At 68.2% G+C, this 14,895-nt stretch carries 19 protein-coding genes and 3 pseudogenes; 9 read left to right on the top strand and 13 right to left on the bottom strand.

Going from position 1 to position 14,895, the window contains the following annotated elements:
* Positions 1–21: 21 nt before the first annotated feature.
* Positions 22–1,179, bottom strand: a complete 1,158-nt coding sequence (locus tag ACFYXK_RS29855) for a MerR family transcriptional regulator (protein WP_389413944.1) — start codon at positions 1,177–1,179, stop codon at positions 22–24.
* Positions 1,180–1,304: 125 nt separating this feature from the next.
* Here ACFYXK_RS29855 and ACFYXK_RS29850 point away from each other — a divergent pair, with 125 nt between their 5' ends.
* Positions 1,305–1,736: an SRPBCC family protein gene (locus ACFYXK_RS29850; RefSeq protein WP_389413943.1), complete on the top strand. Its 432-nt coding sequence runs from the start codon at positions 1,305–1,307 to the stop codon at positions 1,734–1,736.
* A gap of 181 nt (positions 1,737–1,917) precedes the next feature.
* The gene (locus ACFYXK_RS29845; protein WP_389413942.1) at positions 1,918–2,424 is read left to right on the top strand and encodes a TspO/MBR family protein; all 507 of its coding nucleotides are present in this window, start codon (positions 1,918–1,920) and stop codon (positions 2,422–2,424) included.
* A 22-nt stretch (positions 2,425–2,446) separates the two neighbouring features.
* On the opposite strand, the pseudogene ACFYXK_RS29840 reads toward ACFYXK_RS29845, so the two are convergent.
* The 3 genes and pseudogenes from ACFYXK_RS29840 to ACFYXK_RS29830 form a co-directional block, all read right to left on the bottom strand.
* Positions 2,447–2,629, bottom strand: a pseudogene (locus ACFYXK_RS29840) (DUF6480 family protein); the annotation flags it as partial.
* Between the two features lie 15 nt (positions 2,630–2,644).
* Positions 2,645–3,370, bottom strand: a complete 726-nt coding sequence (locus tag ACFYXK_RS29835; protein WP_389413941.1) for an SDR family NAD(P)-dependent oxidoreductase — start codon at positions 3,368–3,370, stop codon at positions 2,645–2,647.
* A gap of 1 nt (position 3,371) precedes the next feature.
* A complete protein-coding gene (locus tag ACFYXK_RS29830; RefSeq protein ID WP_389413940.1) occupies positions 3,372–3,743 on the bottom strand; it encodes a DUF4383 domain-containing protein in 372 nt (123 codons plus the stop codon).
* 449 nt (positions 3,744–4,192) lie between these two features.
* Here ACFYXK_RS29830 and ACFYXK_RS29825 point away from each other — a divergent pair, with 449 nt between their 5' ends.
* A complete protein-coding gene (locus tag ACFYXK_RS29825) occupies positions 4,193–4,474 on the top strand; it encodes a hypothetical protein (RefSeq protein ID WP_389413939.1) in 282 nt (93 codons plus the stop codon).
* A 24-nt stretch (positions 4,475–4,498) separates the two neighbouring features.
* On the opposite strand, the gene ACFYXK_RS29820 is transcribed toward ACFYXK_RS29825, so the two are convergent.
* From ACFYXK_RS29820 to ACFYXK_RS29810, 3 genes are all read right to left on the bottom strand, one after another.
* Positions 4,499–4,735, bottom strand: coding sequence for a hypothetical protein (locus tag ACFYXK_RS29820; RefSeq protein WP_389413938.1), 237 nt, complete (start codon positions 4,733–4,735; stop codon positions 4,499–4,501).
* 119 nt (positions 4,736–4,854) lie between these two features.
* Positions 4,855–5,148 (bottom strand): hypothetical protein, encoded by a 294-nt coding sequence (locus ACFYXK_RS29815; protein WP_389413937.1) that lies wholly within the window; start codon positions 5,146–5,148, stop codon positions 4,855–4,857.
* 36 nt (positions 5,149–5,184) lie between these two features.
* Positions 5,185–6,393, bottom strand: a complete 1,209-nt coding sequence (locus ACFYXK_RS29810; protein WP_389413936.1) for a flavin-containing monooxygenase — start codon at positions 6,391–6,393, stop codon at positions 5,185–5,187.
* 422 nt (positions 6,394–6,815) lie between these two features.
* On the opposite strand from ACFYXK_RS29810, the pseudogene ACFYXK_RS29805 reads away from it, so the two are divergent.
* Positions 6,816–7,284 (top strand): annotated as a pseudogene (locus tag ACFYXK_RS29805) (IS21 family transposase); the annotation flags it as partial.
* Between the two features lie 531 nt (positions 7,285–7,815).
* On the top strand, positions 7,816–9,234 hold the full coding sequence (locus ACFYXK_RS29800; RefSeq protein ID WP_389413935.1) for a cellulase family glycosylhydrolase: 1,419 nt from the start codon (positions 7,816–7,818) through the stop codon (positions 9,232–9,234).
* A 381-nt stretch (positions 9,235–9,615) separates the two neighbouring features.
* Here the strand turns inward: ACFYXK_RS29800 and ACFYXK_RS29795 are convergent, their stop codons facing one another.
* Positions 9,616–9,969: a DUF397 domain-containing protein gene (locus ACFYXK_RS29795; RefSeq protein ID WP_389413934.1), complete on the bottom strand. Its 354-nt coding sequence runs from the start codon at positions 9,967–9,969 to the stop codon at positions 9,616–9,618.
* Here ACFYXK_RS29795 and ACFYXK_RS29790 point away from each other — a divergent pair.
* Positions 9,908–10,459 carry a hypothetical protein gene (locus ACFYXK_RS29790; protein WP_389413981.1) on the top strand — a complete coding sequence of 184 codons (552 nt, stop codon included), beginning with the start codon at positions 9,908–9,910 and terminating at the stop codon, positions 10,457–10,459. The two genes, ACFYXK_RS29795 and ACFYXK_RS29790, sit on opposite strands and share 62 nt — an antisense overlap.
* 10 nt (positions 10,460–10,469) lie before the next feature.
* On the opposite strand, the gene ACFYXK_RS29785 is transcribed toward ACFYXK_RS29790, so the two are convergent.
* On the bottom strand, positions 10,470–10,613 hold the full coding sequence (locus ACFYXK_RS29785) for a PQQ-binding-like beta-propeller repeat protein (RefSeq protein ID WP_389413933.1): 144 nt from the start codon (positions 10,611–10,613) through the stop codon (positions 10,470–10,472).
* A 64-nt stretch (positions 10,614–10,677) separates the two neighbouring features.
* Positions 10,678–11,568, bottom strand: coding sequence for a thermonuclease family protein (locus ACFYXK_RS29780; RefSeq protein WP_389413932.1), 891 nt, complete (start codon positions 11,566–11,568; stop codon positions 10,678–10,680).
* 176 nt (positions 11,569–11,744) lie between these two features.
* Here ACFYXK_RS29780 and ACFYXK_RS29775 point away from each other — a divergent pair.
* Both ACFYXK_RS29775 and ACFYXK_RS29770 read left to right on the top strand, forming a co-directional pair.
* Positions 11,745–11,828: pseudogene (locus tag ACFYXK_RS29775) on the top strand (DUF475 domain-containing protein); the annotation flags it as partial.
* 205 nt (positions 11,829–12,033) lie between these two features.
* A complete protein-coding gene (locus tag ACFYXK_RS29770) occupies positions 12,034–12,753 on the top strand; it encodes a DUF2625 domain-containing protein (RefSeq protein ID WP_389413931.1) in 720 nt (239 codons plus the stop codon).
* Here ACFYXK_RS29770 and ACFYXK_RS29765 read toward each other — a convergent pair.
* The 3 genes from ACFYXK_RS29765 to ACFYXK_RS29755 all read right to left on the bottom strand — a co-directional run bounded on the left by ACFYXK_RS29765 (position 12,650) and on the right by ACFYXK_RS29755 (position 14,626).
* The gene (locus tag ACFYXK_RS29765) at positions 12,650–13,300 is read right to left on the bottom strand and encodes a hypothetical protein (RefSeq protein WP_389413930.1); all 651 of its coding nucleotides are present in this window, start codon (positions 13,298–13,300) and stop codon (positions 12,650–12,652) included. The genes ACFYXK_RS29770 and ACFYXK_RS29765 overlap by 104 nt on opposite strands.
* A 217-nt stretch (positions 13,301–13,517) precedes the next feature.
* Complete coding sequence (locus tag ACFYXK_RS29760) at positions 13,518–13,991, bottom strand: hypothetical protein (protein ID WP_389413929.1); 474 nt, start codon at positions 13,989–13,991, stop codon at positions 13,518–13,520.
* Entirely contained in the window at positions 13,988–14,626 is a 639-nt protein-coding gene (locus tag ACFYXK_RS29755) for a hypothetical protein (protein ID WP_389413928.1), read from the bottom strand. Before ACFYXK_RS29755 ends, ACFYXK_RS29760 begins: the two co-directional genes overlap by 4 nt.
* Positions 14,627–14,726: 100 nt before the next feature.
* Between ACFYXK_RS29755 and ACFYXK_RS29750 the strand changes: the two genes are divergently transcribed.
* Positions 14,727–14,873, top strand: coding sequence for a hypothetical protein (locus tag ACFYXK_RS29750; RefSeq protein WP_389413927.1), 147 nt, complete (start codon positions 14,727–14,729; stop codon positions 14,871–14,873).
* The last annotated feature ends 22 nt before the right edge of the window (positions 14,874–14,895 follow it).

Raw genomic sequence — 14,895 nt, 5'->3', positions numbered from 1 at the left:
TCCACGCGGGCCACTGGCGCATTAGTGGTGGCGATCCTCATGCCGGCGGGCAGCCACGCCATGCTGCTCGGCAGTGGACCGTGACGCTGGAACACCATCGGCATCGCGGCGCGGATACTTTCGCAGCGAGGAGGCCGGGTCCGCAGGGCCGGGCGTCGTTTCGCTGGCTGCCAGGACCGCGTCCGGCTCGGCATAGAGCGCGGAAATCGCATCCACCGCTTCCCGCAGCCCGAGAGGACGCCTCATACCTGCAGTCGCGGCCCGCACCGACCACCCCGGGCCCGCGAGCAGAACCAGAGGAGCGGTCCGTGCTCCCTTGAGGCCGAACGCCGTCGATGCCACCTGGCGTGCCAGAGTGTTGTCCGCTGTCGAGCGGGACTGTGACCACAGCACGACAGCCTTCGGACCGGACCGGCCCACTGCCGCCCGCAGCGCCTCCGCGGGCACCGCCGCGCCGAACATGCGCGTCGGCAGCCCCCGTTCGGCCAGCCCCGCCGCAAGCGCCTCCAACGGCAGCGTGTGTTGCTCCCCGGGAAGGCAGGCCAGCACCACCGGTGCCGCGTGAGCCGAGACCAGGGGCACGGTCACTGCCGCTCGCCGCAGCACGGTCGAAACATGCCACGACAGCAGATGCTCCACCTCGACGTACCGCTCATCCGTGGACTCCCACTTGCGCCCCACCGCATGCAGCGTCGGCGCCATCACCTCCTCCCACGCGATCAGCAGGCCGTGAGCCTGCACGGTCTGCTGCAGCAGGGTGTCCATGGCCGGGCCGTCGAGCCGCACCGCTGCCCGTGCCAGGCCGCGGCATTCCTGACGCACCTCACCGAGGGGCAGTCCGCCACCCGGACCGCCCTGACGCTGCCGGGGGCCGCCCTGCAGCACGACCGCTTCCTGCGCCGCAGGCGGCGGTGGCTGAACACGGACGTCCGGACCGGGCTCACGGCGCATGGTCGCAGCTGCCCGAGCGGCCTCGGCCGGAGGGATTCCGGACGAGGTGAGCCGACACATTTCTTCCAGCATCGCCACATCGCCCGGCATCCACCGCCGGTGCCTGCCACCTTCACGGACCGCCGGTCCGATTCCGTACCGCTGTTCCCAGGAGCGCACCGTGTTCGGTGAGACCCCCAGGCGCCGTGCCACCGAGCCAGTCGTGACACCGGGGGACGATTCGGTCATGGCGCCTATTCTAGGACGCACAATCGATGCGAGTCGGAACGACGGAGTACTGGGGCAGTGCATCCGAGGAAGGGCAACGACCGGAAGAGCTTTGCACGAAGTGACAACCCTCCGAGGAGGCGACCGTGATCCAGGTTGCGCGCACCATGCTCATTCCTTGCCCGATGCAGGACACGCTGGCATACCTCACAGACTTCGCGCACGCTCAGCAGTGGGATCCCGCAACCGTCTCGTGTGTCCCCTTGGCCCCAGGCGCATCGGGGCCGGGCTCGCGCTGGCGTAACGTCTCACGCTTCCGCGGGCGCACCAGCGAAGTGCTGTACCGGCTCGATGTCGAAGAAGTGGACCGGCTCGTGTTCACGGGCGAGAACAGCACGGTCCTCGTAACGGACGACCTCCGCTTCACGCCGGTATCCGATGAGTCGACCCGGCTGACCTACACCGCGACCTTTCGCTTCAAGGGCATCGCACGTCTTGCGGCTCCATTCTTGAGCAAGGACGTCAACCGGCTCGCGGACGACGTGGCTTCAGCACTGCCCCGTGTCATGGCTCGCTGAATTCCTGCGCTGCAGGACCGGCGACCGGACGCAGGAGGCCGGTTCAGCCCTTCGGCGCCCCCGGCGAAACAGGCTGCCGAGATCCCCGCACCACCTCCGTTGCGCGAGAACTCGCCGCGCCGACCCGCTCCCGAATCGGACAATCCGCGATCAAGCAGAATTACAGGTCACAATGTCTAGCGTGAGGCTGGTCGGTGAACGTGACGAGGTGCGTCAGAAGCGCCGAAGATGGCGGTACTACGCGGCAGCATCAGCCGCGGTGACGGCGACCGCAGCACTGGGATCGGTGGCAGTGGATCCGGCCAGCTCCTGGTACAGGGCGCTGGACAAGCCTGCGTGGCAGCCTCCCCCGCGGGCCTTCGGGGTGGTGTGGACCCCCTTGTACGTCTCTCTCGCCGTGGCCGGCGGCAGGGCGCTGGGTGCGGCGCAGGGGGAGGATCGGGCCAAGGTGGCCGCAAGCCTGGGAACGAATCTGACCCTGAACGCCGCGTGGACGTGGCTGTTCTTCGGTTGCCGGAGCCCTCGCGCTGGACTTGTCGGCACGCTCCTTCTCGACTTCAGTAACGCGGAACTGATTCACAGGACCTGGCGCGTCGACCACACGGCGGCCAAGATGCTCGCCCCCTATGCCCTCTGGTGCGCGTTCGCCACAGCCCTCAACGGGGCTCTGGCAGCGCGCAACCGATAGACGGCTTCGGACGGGTCGTCATTCACCACCCGGCGATGCGGACGACGAAGAACACTGCCACCATGACCGCCCCGACGGCGATGAGGCCCAGAATGGCCCACGGGTGCTCCCAGACCCCTCCGTCCGGACGCTCCTGATGGGCGGATGCCGTCGAGCCCTCCACCTCGGGTGTCTCTTCCGGCGCAACCTTCGATGTGGACATGACTCCTCCTGTCGATTGTCAGCGGCTTCGGGCAGGCGCGGTCCCCACCTGCCCTGGCGCGGTCGCGGTGCTTCGGGGCGCGAGATCGTCGAGGTAACCGATGAGGTCGTCGACCAGCACATGCACCTCAGGCGCGGGCTCCGCGCCCCGCTGAAGGGCTGGCGGGCTTCCCACTACGGCGCGGGAGGCAAATCCGGTATCCAGGTGACGGAGCCGGGCGTCCACCACAGCGATACGCCGCCTGCGCACCTCACGGGCCAGAACACCCAGCCAGCAGGCCAAGGCGGCTTTTGAAGCCGCGTAGTCCGCGGTCCCGGTGAGCGGGGCTATGACGATCGCCCCGCTGATCGCGGACAGGAACCCGCCATCGCGCACTGCGGGTACGGCTCCCCTCAGCACAGCCATGGGGCACAACGCGTTCACGGTCATCAGGTGCTCGGCGGCGGCGTTCGGGACGTCGGCGGCCGGCCCGAAGCCCGCGACCCCGACCGTCACAAGAACCCCATCCAAACCGCCCAGCTCTGACAGCGCCCACGGGCCCGCTCCGGCGCAGGCGTCAAGGTCGTAGGTATCCAGGATCCGGGTGGGACAGCCCGAGCGCGCCGCCATCTCGGCCAGCCTCCTCTTGTTACGCCCGGCCAGTGCGAGGCGGGCGCCGCGATCGAACAGTTCCCGTGTCGCCAGCCGGCCAAGTTCTCCGGTCGCGCCGACGACGAGTATTCGTGCTGCTTCAGGAGTGGTCATCTCAGCACTCCGGAGTTGGGTCGGTGTCGGTGGCTGCGGTCCCGACCTGAGGGCGGGAGAGAGCTGCTTCGAGCACTGGCTGCTCGGGATGGCGCCGCCGCCAGTAGGGGTTGTCGTGGGGCAGCCCGCCGCTGACCCGGCCGTACATCCCGAAGCTCATGATCAGCAGCAGGCCGAAGGCCACGGAGACTGCGCTCAGCAGGTCGTTGGTGGCCAGGCCCGCGATGCGCTGCCCCTCCGTGCCGAAAGAAGACAGGCTGTCGGCGAAACCGAGGCAGCCGAAGACAAGGAGCAGCAGCCCGCACAGGGCGGCACCGACCCGGTACACCTGGTTGAGGCGGTGGTCCACGGGCAGTTCGTCTCGAAGGCGCATGGGCACGCCCGCGATCGCAAGATCTTGTCCCGAGGAGACCAGCATGACCAACAGGGACTGCACGCGAAACTCGCAGCGTTTCTGCATTGAAATTCGGTCGACCCGGTCGCTGGGCGCGGGAGCAGGTACACAGTGGTGCCCTCGTCCCAACACCGGGTGCGGGTGTGGCGGGCGTCGGCAGGAAGCCGGCCGGAAGCCGAGGGCCGGCAGTAGCGCCGCCGGGGACGGCGTCGAGCGCGTCGGTTGGTCTGGAGCGTACGGGCGCCGGGCCGCGGCCGCACTGATCGGCCACCGGCGATCGGCCACACCTGCGACACCAGGACGCCGAACTTGCCGAACTTGACGAACGCATAGGTGCCCTGACCCGGCACACCGAGCAACTCGGCCAGGCCAGCCGCAGCCAGCGCAGCAGCTGAGCAGCATCCGCCCGGGCGCCGTCGGCCGCGGGCGTGATCGAGAGGCGCCTCGTCCTCGGCTGTCGCCATGAAGAGGCGCCCTCCTCGCCGGAGAGCTTGTCTACCGGGTTTGACCTGCAAGAACAGGAGCTCGGCCGAGCGCTCGGGGTGGGCGGCGCCGAGGGCGGCGAGGATCCCGGCCGCGCGGGCACGGGCCTCAACCTGGCCTCGGGACGACTCCTCGTGCCGGGCTGCACGGCGTCGACGATGACCTGTTCGTTTCCCACGTCGCCGATGCCGGACCCGGTCGCCTCGGAGTCGTCATCCATGACGTAGCTCTGGAGGCAGTCCGCGAAGAGCTCAAGGTGTCGGCCCCTCGGAGACAAAGGCGTGGGCCGCCGTCAGCTCGGCAAGTCTCCGCGGTGTCAGCCGGGCGAAGCCCGAGATCACCAGCTTCGGCGACGGTACGCCCCGGTCGTGGTCCCGGTTGCTTACCCACTTGGCGTCGGTGAGCGGGCCCAGCAGCGGGAACGCCCGCTCCAGCGGTGCGGTGTCGGTGTGCCGCTCCCCCTTGGCCCCGTTCGCCACCTGACGCACGGCCGACCAGGCGGGTAGGGCCGCCAGCCCAGCCCCGGATCCCGATCGCCTTCCACCCTCGCATTCCGTACGGGCGGGCCGACTCCCCTGGTCAACGGCCCTGAGCCGACCTGCGCGTACTACGGCCTGCCCAACGGTGCCGTCGGCAGGCCGTCCTGCGCGGCGCGAGGTGCTGGCAGCGCCCCTGGCTGGGTCCAGGTATAGACGTCCGGCGAGAAGGCGTGCAGACGCCTGACGAGCCTGGCGGTCGACCAGGGCCAGCAGAAGGTGTTGACGCCCGGGAGGCCGAAGTAGTACCCGCCTCCGTTCACGGGGCTGTAGACGGTGGTGCGCAGCGCCTTGTGCAGGGCCTGCTGATGGGTTTCCTCGGCTTCGGGAGTGACGTCGAGCGCGGCGTAACCGTGGGTGCGCAAGTGGGTGAGGGCCGTCGAGATGTAGCGGAGCTGGGCCTAGAGGACGGTGGGTACTGCGGTGGTACCGGTGAGCAGGTTCGGGCCGACGAGGAGGAAGAGGTTGGGGTAGCCGCTGACGCTGGTGCCCAGATAGGCGCGGCGGTTGTCGGCCCAGGTCCGGGCGAGCGTGGTGCCGCTGGTGCCGTACAGCCGGCTGGCCAGGGGGACGTCGCCCACGTGGTATCCGGTGGCCAGGACGATGACGTCGGCGCGGGTACGGGTGCCGTCGGCGCCGATGACGTGGGAGCCCTCCACGGCAGCTGCCCGGGTGGGATGAAGCCGGACGTTGGGCCGGCCGAGGGCGGGGTAGTAGGTGTCGGACGTGATCAGGCGGCGGGCCCCGAGGCGGTAGTCGGGGGTGAGTGCCTGGCGCAGGGCCCGGTCCGGTACGGAAGTGCGCAGATGGAGGCGCGCCACGGCTTCCACGGGCCGCAGCAGGCGGGGGTGGCGCAGGGGGAGGCCGACGGCTTCCTGGGTCCAGCGGTGTAGGCCGCGCAGGGCGCGGCGGGCTGGCGGGTGGAGTCCCAGGAATCGGTGCAGGCGTGCGGGGAGCGGGTAGTCGGGCTTCGGGAGCACCCAGTGGGGAGTGCTCTGGAAGACGTCGACGTGCGCGGCCTGCGGCTGGATCTCGGGCAGGAACTGCACGGCGGACGCGCCGGTGCCCACCACCGCGATGCGGCGACCGGTGAGGTCGGCGTCGTGGTTCCAGCGCGCGGAGTGGAAGGCCGGGCCGGGGAAGGTGTCGAGGCCTGGGATGTCGGGAAGGCGGGGCCGGTGCCATGGGCCGGTGGCGACGATGACGGCGCGGGCCGTGTAGGCGCCCGCCGTGGTCTGCAGGTTCCAGCGGCTGGCGGCCGGCTGCCAGCGCGCGTCCAGCACCTCCGTGTCGTAGCGGATCGCCTCGTCCACCCGGTGGGTTGACGCGGTCGTCCGGAGGTAGTCGAGGATTTCGGACCGGTCGGCGAAGCACCGGCTCCAGGGGTGGGGGGCGAAGGAGTACTCGTACAGCATCGCGGGCACGTCGCAGCCGCATCCGGGGTAGGTGTTGTCGCGCCAGGTCCCGCCGAGACGGTCAGACTTCTCCAGCACCACGACGTCGTCGATCCCGGCCCGGCGCAGTGCGATCACGGTGGCCACACCCGAGAGCCCCGCCCCGATGACGACCACCTCCGCCTGACGGCAGCTGCCGGAACGTTCACGGGTCACGCTTGCTCCCTCCCTGCGTCAGGAGCATCCCGGCCGGTGCCGGACCCCATTCGAGAGTCACCCAGAGCGACTGATCGTAGGCGTTTGCGTGCGCGCGCGGGGATATGCGGAGTGCGCTTGACCCATACGAGTGATCTTGCAGACCGGGTGAAACTTCCACTCGGGGGACACACGGCAGGCGGTCACCACGGTCCCGTCGGTCACGCCGCCCGCGGGGCAGCGCGCCGCGCGCGCGGTCGGCCCGACGTCGTTACGGTGAGGCTCCCAGCCCCCGGCGGAGGACTCAATACCGGCGCTCGCCGCCCGGTACGGGCTCGTCTCGGCGACGGTTGGACTCGGACCTTCTGACGGCGTATCAAAAGTGACCCACGTGGTGCTCTTCGTCTGAATCTGGCCTTGGTGATCAAGGCCAGGAGGGAAGGGTGATCCTCGTGGAGGACCGGGCAGAGATCCGCCGGCCGCATCGGGCCAAGCGGATGCCGATCTCGATCGCCCGGCATCTGGGGACTCGAGGAACACGGTCAAGCGGGCTCTTGCCACGGACCGGCCGCCGAAGTACGAGCGTGCGGTCAAGGGCTCGGCGGTCGATGCGGTCGAGGTCCGGATCCGTGAGCTTCTGCGGGAGACCCCGACGATGCCAGCGACGGTGATCGCGGAGCGGCTCGGCTCGGCTCGGCTCGGCTCGGCTGGGATCGTGGGATGACGATCCTCAAGGACCGGGTGGCTGAGCTCGGGCCGGCCTATGTTCCGGTCGACTCGGTCTCGAGGACGGTCTATCGGCCCGGCGAGCAGGCCCAGTGCGACCTGTGGTTCCCGGAGGCGGACATCCCGCTGGGCTATGGGCAGAGCGGGCGGATGCCCGTGCTGGTGATGGTCTCGGGCTATTCGCGGGGCGGACAAGGCCAGCAAGTCGATCACGCAGGAATTCCGCAACTTCTTCGCCGGCGCGAAAACCCACGACGCGACCCGCTTCAAGCCGGGCCTGTACGGCGGAGGCCTCGGCTGCGGCCTTGTCGAAGCCCTGACGGCGATGAGGCAATGTGCGCCTGGAGCGACGCCACCACCTACGCCGCGGTCCGTATCGTGCACCTGACCACCCTCGCCGACGCCGCACAGACCACCCTCACACTCCGCAACAGCGCGATGCACTGAAGCACCGTCGCGGCAGCGGCACCACGCTGCCGAGATGCGCCGGGAACACTCGATGTCGGGTGCGGTGGATCGCCCACGAACTGGTCCCCGAGGGGGCCGTGGTCGTCTCGCGGCTTCGGTCCACCGGGTGGTGACCCGAAGCCAACTGCCCCGGCCGCAGGAAATTTCGCCAACTCACGCGCAATCCTGGGAACTTGACCCACTCGCCAGTAACATCCGACCGGCTGGTAGCCCGCCGCCCGAGCAGCCACCCTCGAAGGGGTCTCCTGCATGCGCTTGACCTCCCGCGTCGCCCCCGTCGCCCTCGCCGCGGCCGCCCTCCTGCTCGGCGTCCTCCCCGCGCAGGCCAAGGCCCAGCCCGACCGCGCCCCCGACCGGGTCACAGTCGGTGACCGTACCTTCATCGCCGACGGCCAAGGCCGCGCGCTCCAGTGGCGCGGCTTCAACCTCGCAGACAAGAGCAACCGGGGCACCAACGCGTTCGCCGACATCCACGACAGCGACCTCAAAGACATGGCCGCCCGGGGCTTCAACCTAGCGCGCCTCGCGTTCTTCTGGGACGACCTCGAACCCACCCCGGGGCACTACGACCGCGGCTACCTCACCAAGGTGCGCCGCATCCTCGACTGGGCCGACCGTTACCACATCAAGGTCATCCTCGACGCCCACCAGGACGTGTACGGCCCCCACTTCGGCTCCCGCGGCGTCCCCGACTGGGCCACCCGCGACGAGGGGTTGCCGTTCTGGCCGATACCCGACGACTGGTTCTCCCAGTACTTCGAGCCTTCCGTACAGACCGCCTTCGACCACCTGTACAAGGACGCCGACCTCCGCGCCACGCACGCTCGCATGTGGATGACGGTCGCATCCGCCCTGGGCAGGCACCCGGCGCTGCTCGGCTACGACCTGATGAACGAGCCGTTCGCGAAGTTCCTCGCCGGCGAAGACCTCCCCGCCGCCGCGGCCCGCTTCGAGGCCACCGAGCTCACCGAACTGTGGAACCGCCTTGCCCGGGCGGTCCGCCTGGTCGACGACAAGTCGTGGGTATTCGTCGAACCCACCGTCATCGTCGGTCTCGGTGTCCCGACCCGGATGGGCCGCATCGACGACCCGCACGCCGGCTACGCGCCGCACTTCTACGAGACCACGATGGAAACCGGCGCCGACTACGACCCCAACGGCACCTTCATCCCCGCCTACGAGGCCGCGATCAGCGACTACCCGACCCGCAACCGCATGCCGGTGATCGTCGGGGAGTGGGGCGGCAACCCCTACATTCCGCACGCGAGCCAGTTCGTCACCGACATGACGGCCTCCCTGGGCCGCTTCTCCAGTGGCTGGACGTGGTGGCAGTGGTGCCGGGGCGGCGGCTACTGCTTCCTCGACCAGACGGGCGCCGCGAAGCCCAACGCCCTGCTGCTCGTGCAGCCGTACGCGCGGGCCGTCGCAGGCGACCCGCTCAACTTCACCTACGACCCGGCTACGCGCATCTACACGCTCACCTTCCGCACCCGCGACAACGCCCAGGGGCCCACCCAGATCACCGTGCCCAGGGACGCCTACCCAGGCGGCTACCGGGTCGATGTCGCAGGCAGCAAGGCCGGTTGGGGCAACCACGGCGAGACCGTCACCGTGAGTACTCACGGCAGGGCCGGAGCCACTTACAAGATCACGATCAGCCCGAAGTAGCCCACGCCACCTGATTCGCTCGAGGACTGCAGCCCGCGGCTCGGCAGCACTTCACCCCCGACCCCAGCTCGTATCACCGCCCGCTCTCCCCTGGCGTACGGGACGAACGCACCGGTCTCCTCTCCTGTATCCGGCAGGAACCTCACGAAGATCTGGGCTTGATCCCGCTACCGGCCACGAGGTTCGCGAAGGCAGTGTTCGCCCTCGCCCTTCACCCGCAGCAACCCCGGCCCGGCTACTGGATGATCCGCCCGACCAGCACCCTCCGCCCGACGTCCGCCGGCGCCGAGGCAGCCAACCGGCTCGCACACGAGCATGGGCCGCGCCCGGATCCGGCGGGTGGCCTCCACATCGAGGGTGCGGAGGCCATCCGGAAGCAGCCTACGGCGTCATGCTGACGTGGTCGGCGAAGGCGGTCCAAGCCATGGCTGAGAAGGCCAGCGAGCCGGAACCGGGATCGTAGTTGCACTTGGAATCCCGGACCCGCATGGAGCCCGGCAGCGGACAGACCTCGAGACAGTTCGCGTCTCCGCCGTTGCTGTAGGACGACTTGAACCACTGGCAGCAGCAGTCGGCGCACCGGTTCCGGGGCCGTGGTCCACCATTGGGCAAGCGTCGCCCGGACCTTCGGGTCGGAGTCCGCTGCCAGCCGGGCCCGCAGGTCCGCCGGTACGTGATCGCTCTCCGCCAGGTGTCCGCGTACCTGTGGGTCGGCGTCGTCGAGCAGCCGTTCATACGGCTCTCGCGGTGCGTCGCCCGCAGCAACCGCCATAGCCGTGCATATCGCGGGATTCAGGTGCTCGGAAAGCATCATCCGGAAGGCGTGCGGGAGGCTGCGGTTGAGGGCGAGAGAGTGCGTGAGCCAGTGGTCGTCAGCGGCAATGATCTCGGCGATCACGTCATCGCTCAGGTCCGGCCGCTTGGCCACCTCGCCAAAGCCCTTGCGATAGCCGAGGAGGCGTCGCACGAGTTCGGATGGCAGGGCGGGGATTCCCGCGAGCCCGTCCACCACCTTGGCGAGGTGCACAGGCTGCGGTATGGCGTCCGACATGGCAAGCGGCCTTCTGCCTCGGTGATCCGACCACCGAGCCTCTCACTCGCCATTGGGGAGCGGGCGATCACCAAAGGCACAGGGGCCATCACTCTTACCGAGTGCGGCTTCAAGACTCTGCAGGGCGCGTTCGGCGCTGAAGCCGCCCTGGACAACCGGAAGGGTGAGGTGTAGGCGGCGCTGGTCAGGGTGACCGCGCAGGCTGCGGCGATGCTGCCAACGAGACACTGGCCGGGCCGCCGGTGGCGGCGTCCAGCGCGTATGCGCTGCCGTCGCTGTTGACGTACACCGCGCCGTCCACCACCGCCGCAGACGAGAGCCTCGGCACGTTCGGGCTCGACGATCAGGCCGCCGTGACCGCGACCGAGATCCGGGCGCGCGTCGGCTCCCGCTCACTTCTCGTCGAAGGTGATTTCCTCGGCCTGGCGGGTCATCTTCACGGTCTGGCCGTTGGTGATCTCGACAATGTTGTGCAGGCCGGTGAACTGCTTCGGATTTCCCTGGATGTAGAACTTGTCCGAGTTTCCGGCGAGGAAGGCAGGGAAGCAGGCCAGGGAGGGATCCGCCGGGTTGAGGTCCAGGTAGTCCTTCAGCCGACGGAACAGCTTCGGGAGGACCACGGCCCCGGTTTCGGCCGTGAGCGAGTCCATCCCGGTGACCTTCGCCCCCTCGGTGGTCGCGTCCTTGGCCCATACGCCCTTCCTCGCATTCCTGGCCTCCCTGGCGGCGACGGTCAGGGAGGCGCGCAGGTGGTCGGGGAAGGCGGCGTAGTAGGTCGGGTAGGCCAGGCCGAGGTCGATCATGTGGTAGTTCGCGGTCTTCTTCAACAGGTCCTCGTCGACTTCGGTTTCGTAGCCGTTGAAGACCGGGGGGAATGTCTTGCTGACCAGGGCCACGCACCGGCCGAAGATGTCCGCGCCGCGGGTGAGGATGAAGCCGGGCACGGCGTCTGGGGTGGTGCTCTTGACGAATTCGCCGTCGCGGACAACGTTGGTGAAGCCGAGCGAGGCCAGTAGCTCGTCACGTGCCTGATGCGCCAGGTTCAGCGGCTGGTGCTGCACGCCTGAGGGGGAATCCTTGTCCCCGTAGTGGGTCTCCAGCGCGTCGATGGCTTCCAGCCGGATCGGGGCGCGGCCGTCGCCCTTCGGCAAGACCCTGTTAACCCCGGGCACGAGCTTCCAGTCAGCCACGTTGTCCGGGAGGAAGAGGATGGTGTCACCATCCGGTGCGGAGAACGCCGCCCGGAAGGTTCCTTTGATCAGCAGCATGGACGTGGCGGACATGGCACTCCCACAGACATCGGACAGGGTCGGCGCGCGCCTCCCCCACTATACGTCACCTTTGGTTACATATAGTGCATATCCGGCGAATCTACGGGCATGCCCGAGCAGGGTGCGACCGGGCGAGGGTCTGCACACAATGCACCCCGTGAAGGACACGGACCAGTAATTCGTAACCGGCGCGTCCGTCGATTGCCGCCCTCGGAGGCATGTTCCTACTCATGATCTTCCTCGACTTCATCTTCGAGGACCGTGACATCAAGAGCTGAGCTGGGACGCGAGCTCCATCACCGGAGCAGCCATCATCCGCGTGGTCAACCAGGCCGACGGCCAGGAGCTCGCGCTGCGACCTGAGTGAGGACACCTCGACGGAGACCGCGATGGTCTTAGACGTCATCTCGATTGGCGGATCGAAGTGCGGGTAGCCCGGCGGACTGAGCCTCTGGGCACTGGTGCGACGATGCGGGGATGCGTGAGGACAATGAACTGATCAACGTTGACGATCCAGCCTGGCCGCTCCTCCTTCAGGAGCTATCCGGCACCGACGTTCCAGTTGAAGTGCTGCCCGGCGATGTCAGGAAAGGGCGAGCCTCCCTGCTGCAACTACAGGTCTCCGCCCGGTCGAATTTGGGCGGCATCGTACTGAACTGCGGCGGTCTGCTCGTGGACGGTGGATGGCTTCGGATCTTTGGAAGCCCGAGCGACGCCAGACTGCCTGGCCTGGCCGAGGTCAACGCGATGCCTTCGTCATTCGATCCCTCATGGCGGCCTGGTGCTGGTCTCGTGGTTGCGCACGATGTCCTGGGCGGGGTCTTTGCCCTCAACGGGGGTAACCCCCGTGAGGCCGGTCGGCCCGGCGAGCCAGGCGAGATCCTCTACTTCGCCCCTGATGCGCTCGGCTGGGAGGCCTTGGACGCGGGCCACTCGGCGTGGTTGTCTTGGATCTTCGCCGGAGGGCTCCAGGAGTTCTATGAAGGCCTGCGGTGGGACGGCTGGCGCAGTGAGGTCTCAGTGCTGGACGGTCGGGAGGGATTGTCGTTCTTCCCGCCGTTGTGGTCGGCCGAGGCCCGCCAGGATCTGTCGGCTACCAGCCGTCGCGCGGTGCCCATGGCGGAACTCCTTGGTGTGAGCCGCGACTCGTGCCTTCAGTTCGATGGCGCCGACCCGGGCTTCCTCGGAGTCGCATGAACCGGCTCACCCGTCCAGACGCCGGTAGCAGATGAGGGTGGCGGCAATGCCGGCGAACGCGAGGGAGGGTGCTGGACTGGCCCGCGAGCTGGCGGGACAGGGCTTCACGCCGCTGTGTCTCGGCAGTCCGCCACTGCCAGAGGGCGCCGGCCCCCGCGATGAGAGCGATGACAAGTAGGCCGGCGAGGATTGCGTTGAGGCGTCTGCTGCGGCGGATGGCAGCCTGCTGGTGCTGCTTGCTCGCAGTGAGGAAATGGGCGATTTCTGCAGGTAGACGGCGCTGGTGGGACAATTCAAGCCCGGCTACCAGAGCCGTACCCGCGAGCAGGTCTTCCTCGTGTTTTCGGTCGGCCCAGCGGGCCTGCTGCTCGTGTGCTCGTACGAACCATTCCTGGAAGCGGCGGTCCTGGCTGACCAACTCGCGCAGCCTGCCCCAGTCTCGGATGAGCGCGTCGTGGATGAGCTCCGCCATCGGACGTAGCGAAGGCCCTTCGGGTGTGCGGGTGGTGATGATGCGGTGCCGGGTCAGCTCGGCGAGGAAAACCAAGTGTTGGAGTGAGGCGCTTGATCACCGATCCCAGCAGCTCGCATGCGGGATCTGCGCGATATCGCTGAGCGACCGAAAGCCGCACGACACCCGCCGCTGATGCTCAGGAGCATGCCGTCAGAAGGCCGTCCGGTGGCGAATGGAACTCAGCACCCGCGGAGCAGACACCGCCGATCAAGTCCCGTCTCAGTAGACATGAGCAACGGGCGACCGTGGGCTATGCGTCATCTCCGTGTAGATGAGCGTTCCAGAGGCGTCTGAGGGCTTCGAGTTCGGTTCGAGGGAAGTGCTCACCCCATTTACCTCGGTAGCCGCTCTCGTCGTAGGTCTGAACAACCTCGTCGAAGCAGCGGATCACGGCTCGGGCTAGCGTGTCGATATGAAGTTGACTCGACCAGATCTCGGTGCCCTTGTGGTCGTGGTCGCTGCCACGGCGCAGTTCCAGGATGCGGATCCAGGCGTCGTCGCCTTGGCGGTAGAAGATCCACCGGAAGGCGGTGGGCTCGGCTTCGAACTGCGCGCGGGTGTCCGTTTCGCCTGAGACGAGCCGGGCCACGGCGGTGAGCAACTCCTCTGGAGCGCTGGTGATGTAGGAGGCGGTGAGCTCGACCTTGGTCTGTTGATCTTCAACTGTGCAGTTGGCCCAGCCATGTCCGTCGAGCGTCCAGGCCATGCGCATGCCAGCAGTCACGTTCGTTCCGTATCGAGTGGCGTTGGCGGTATGCCCGGCGCGGGAAGGGCGAGAACGCGGGCAAGGGCGGCGGTCAGAGGAGCGGAGTAGTCAGGTAGGTGTTCGGAAATCCAGTCCGTTGCCGCCGCGAGGAACTCGGTCAGGTCGCGCTCGGCGCTGGCGAGCAGATGGCGGAGCTCGGTGACTGACAGCTCGATCACGGGACTGTCGTTCCGGTCGGTGTCGACGGTGAGGCGGATGGTATCCCCGAGGCGCTCGGCCAGCGACGGCTCCGGATCGTGGCCGTACCCGATTACGCCGCTGCCGTCGACGACCTGGTACCAGTCGTGCCAGTCCTCCAGTCCGTCACAGCAGCCGGGCGAGAAGGCGATGCCCGTGGAGTTGTCCGTGACGCGCAGGCCGCCCGCCGCGTAAGGGCTGTCGAGGTTCAGCAGTCCGTGGAGGAAGCCGCTGAGAGGCTCGGTCGGCCGAGGCGGGAGGTCGCCATCGTCGTCGGGGTCTATGTCATTGCAGGCGGCGATGCGCATGAGCGCCGTCCCGATCTCGGCGGGTGAAAGTTCACCGTTGAGCGGCAGGAAACTGAACCGTTCGGTCTCGGCGACAGGCCAGAGGTCGAACCCATCGGGGGTGTTCATCCCTAGAACGGGCTGCATCACGATTACCTGGCGAAGTGTTCCTCATCCGTCTCCGATCTCGCCTCCCGATTACCCCGAGCATCCTCATCTTCGCCGAGCCGTGAAACGCCGACTCAAGAAGATCCAGTACCGCTCCGACCTCGTCGACGGCTGCCTCGCTGTCACCGTCCTCAGCCTGGACGGCTGGCCGCAGTCGGGGATCGCTGCCGTCGCAAGGCTGGTTGGCATGGAGCGGCCAAGGGCGTAAATGCCGTTGCGGGCTCGGCTGA

The organism is Streptomyces sp. NPDC002209 (genome assembly GCF_042890265.1).
In the GTDB taxonomy this organism is placed as follows: Bacteria; Actinomycetota; Actinomycetes; order Streptomycetales; family Streptomycetaceae; genus Streptomyces.
Note: the sequence above shows the minus strand (reverse complement) of the source record. Positions and strands in the feature narration are given on the sequence as shown.

Coding starts and splice junctions, on each gene's coding strand:
- ACFYXK_RS29835 (WP_389413941.1), bottom strand. CDS start 3,370: ATGACCACTCCTGAAGCAGCACGAATACTCGTCGTCGGCGCGACCGGA.
- ACFYXK_RS29780 (WP_389413932.1), bottom strand. CDS start 11,568: ATGTCCGCCACGTCCATGCTGCTGATCAAAGGAACCTTCCGGGCGGCG.
- ACFYXK_RS29855 (WP_389413944.1), bottom strand. CDS start 1,179: ATGACCGAATCGTCCCCCGGTGTCACGACTGGCTCGGTGGCACGGCGC.
- ACFYXK_RS29795 (WP_389413934.1), bottom strand. CDS start 9,969: ATGAACGGCTGCTCGACGACGCCGACCCACAGGTACGCGGACACCTGG.
- ACFYXK_RS29830 (WP_389413940.1), bottom strand. CDS start 3,743: ATGCGCCTTCGAGACGAACTGCCCGTGGACCACCGCCTCAACCAGGTG.
- ACFYXK_RS29770 (WP_389413931.1), top strand. CDS start 12,034: ATGCGTGAGGACAATGAACTGATCAACGTTGACGATCCAGCCTGGCCG.
- ACFYXK_RS29755 (WP_389413928.1), bottom strand. CDS start 14,626: ATGAACACCCCCGATGGGTTCGACCTCTGGCCTGTCGCCGAGACCGAA.
- ACFYXK_RS29800 (WP_389413935.1), top strand. CDS start 7,816: ATGCGCTTGACCTCCCGCGTCGCCCCCGTCGCCCTCGCCGCGGCCGCC.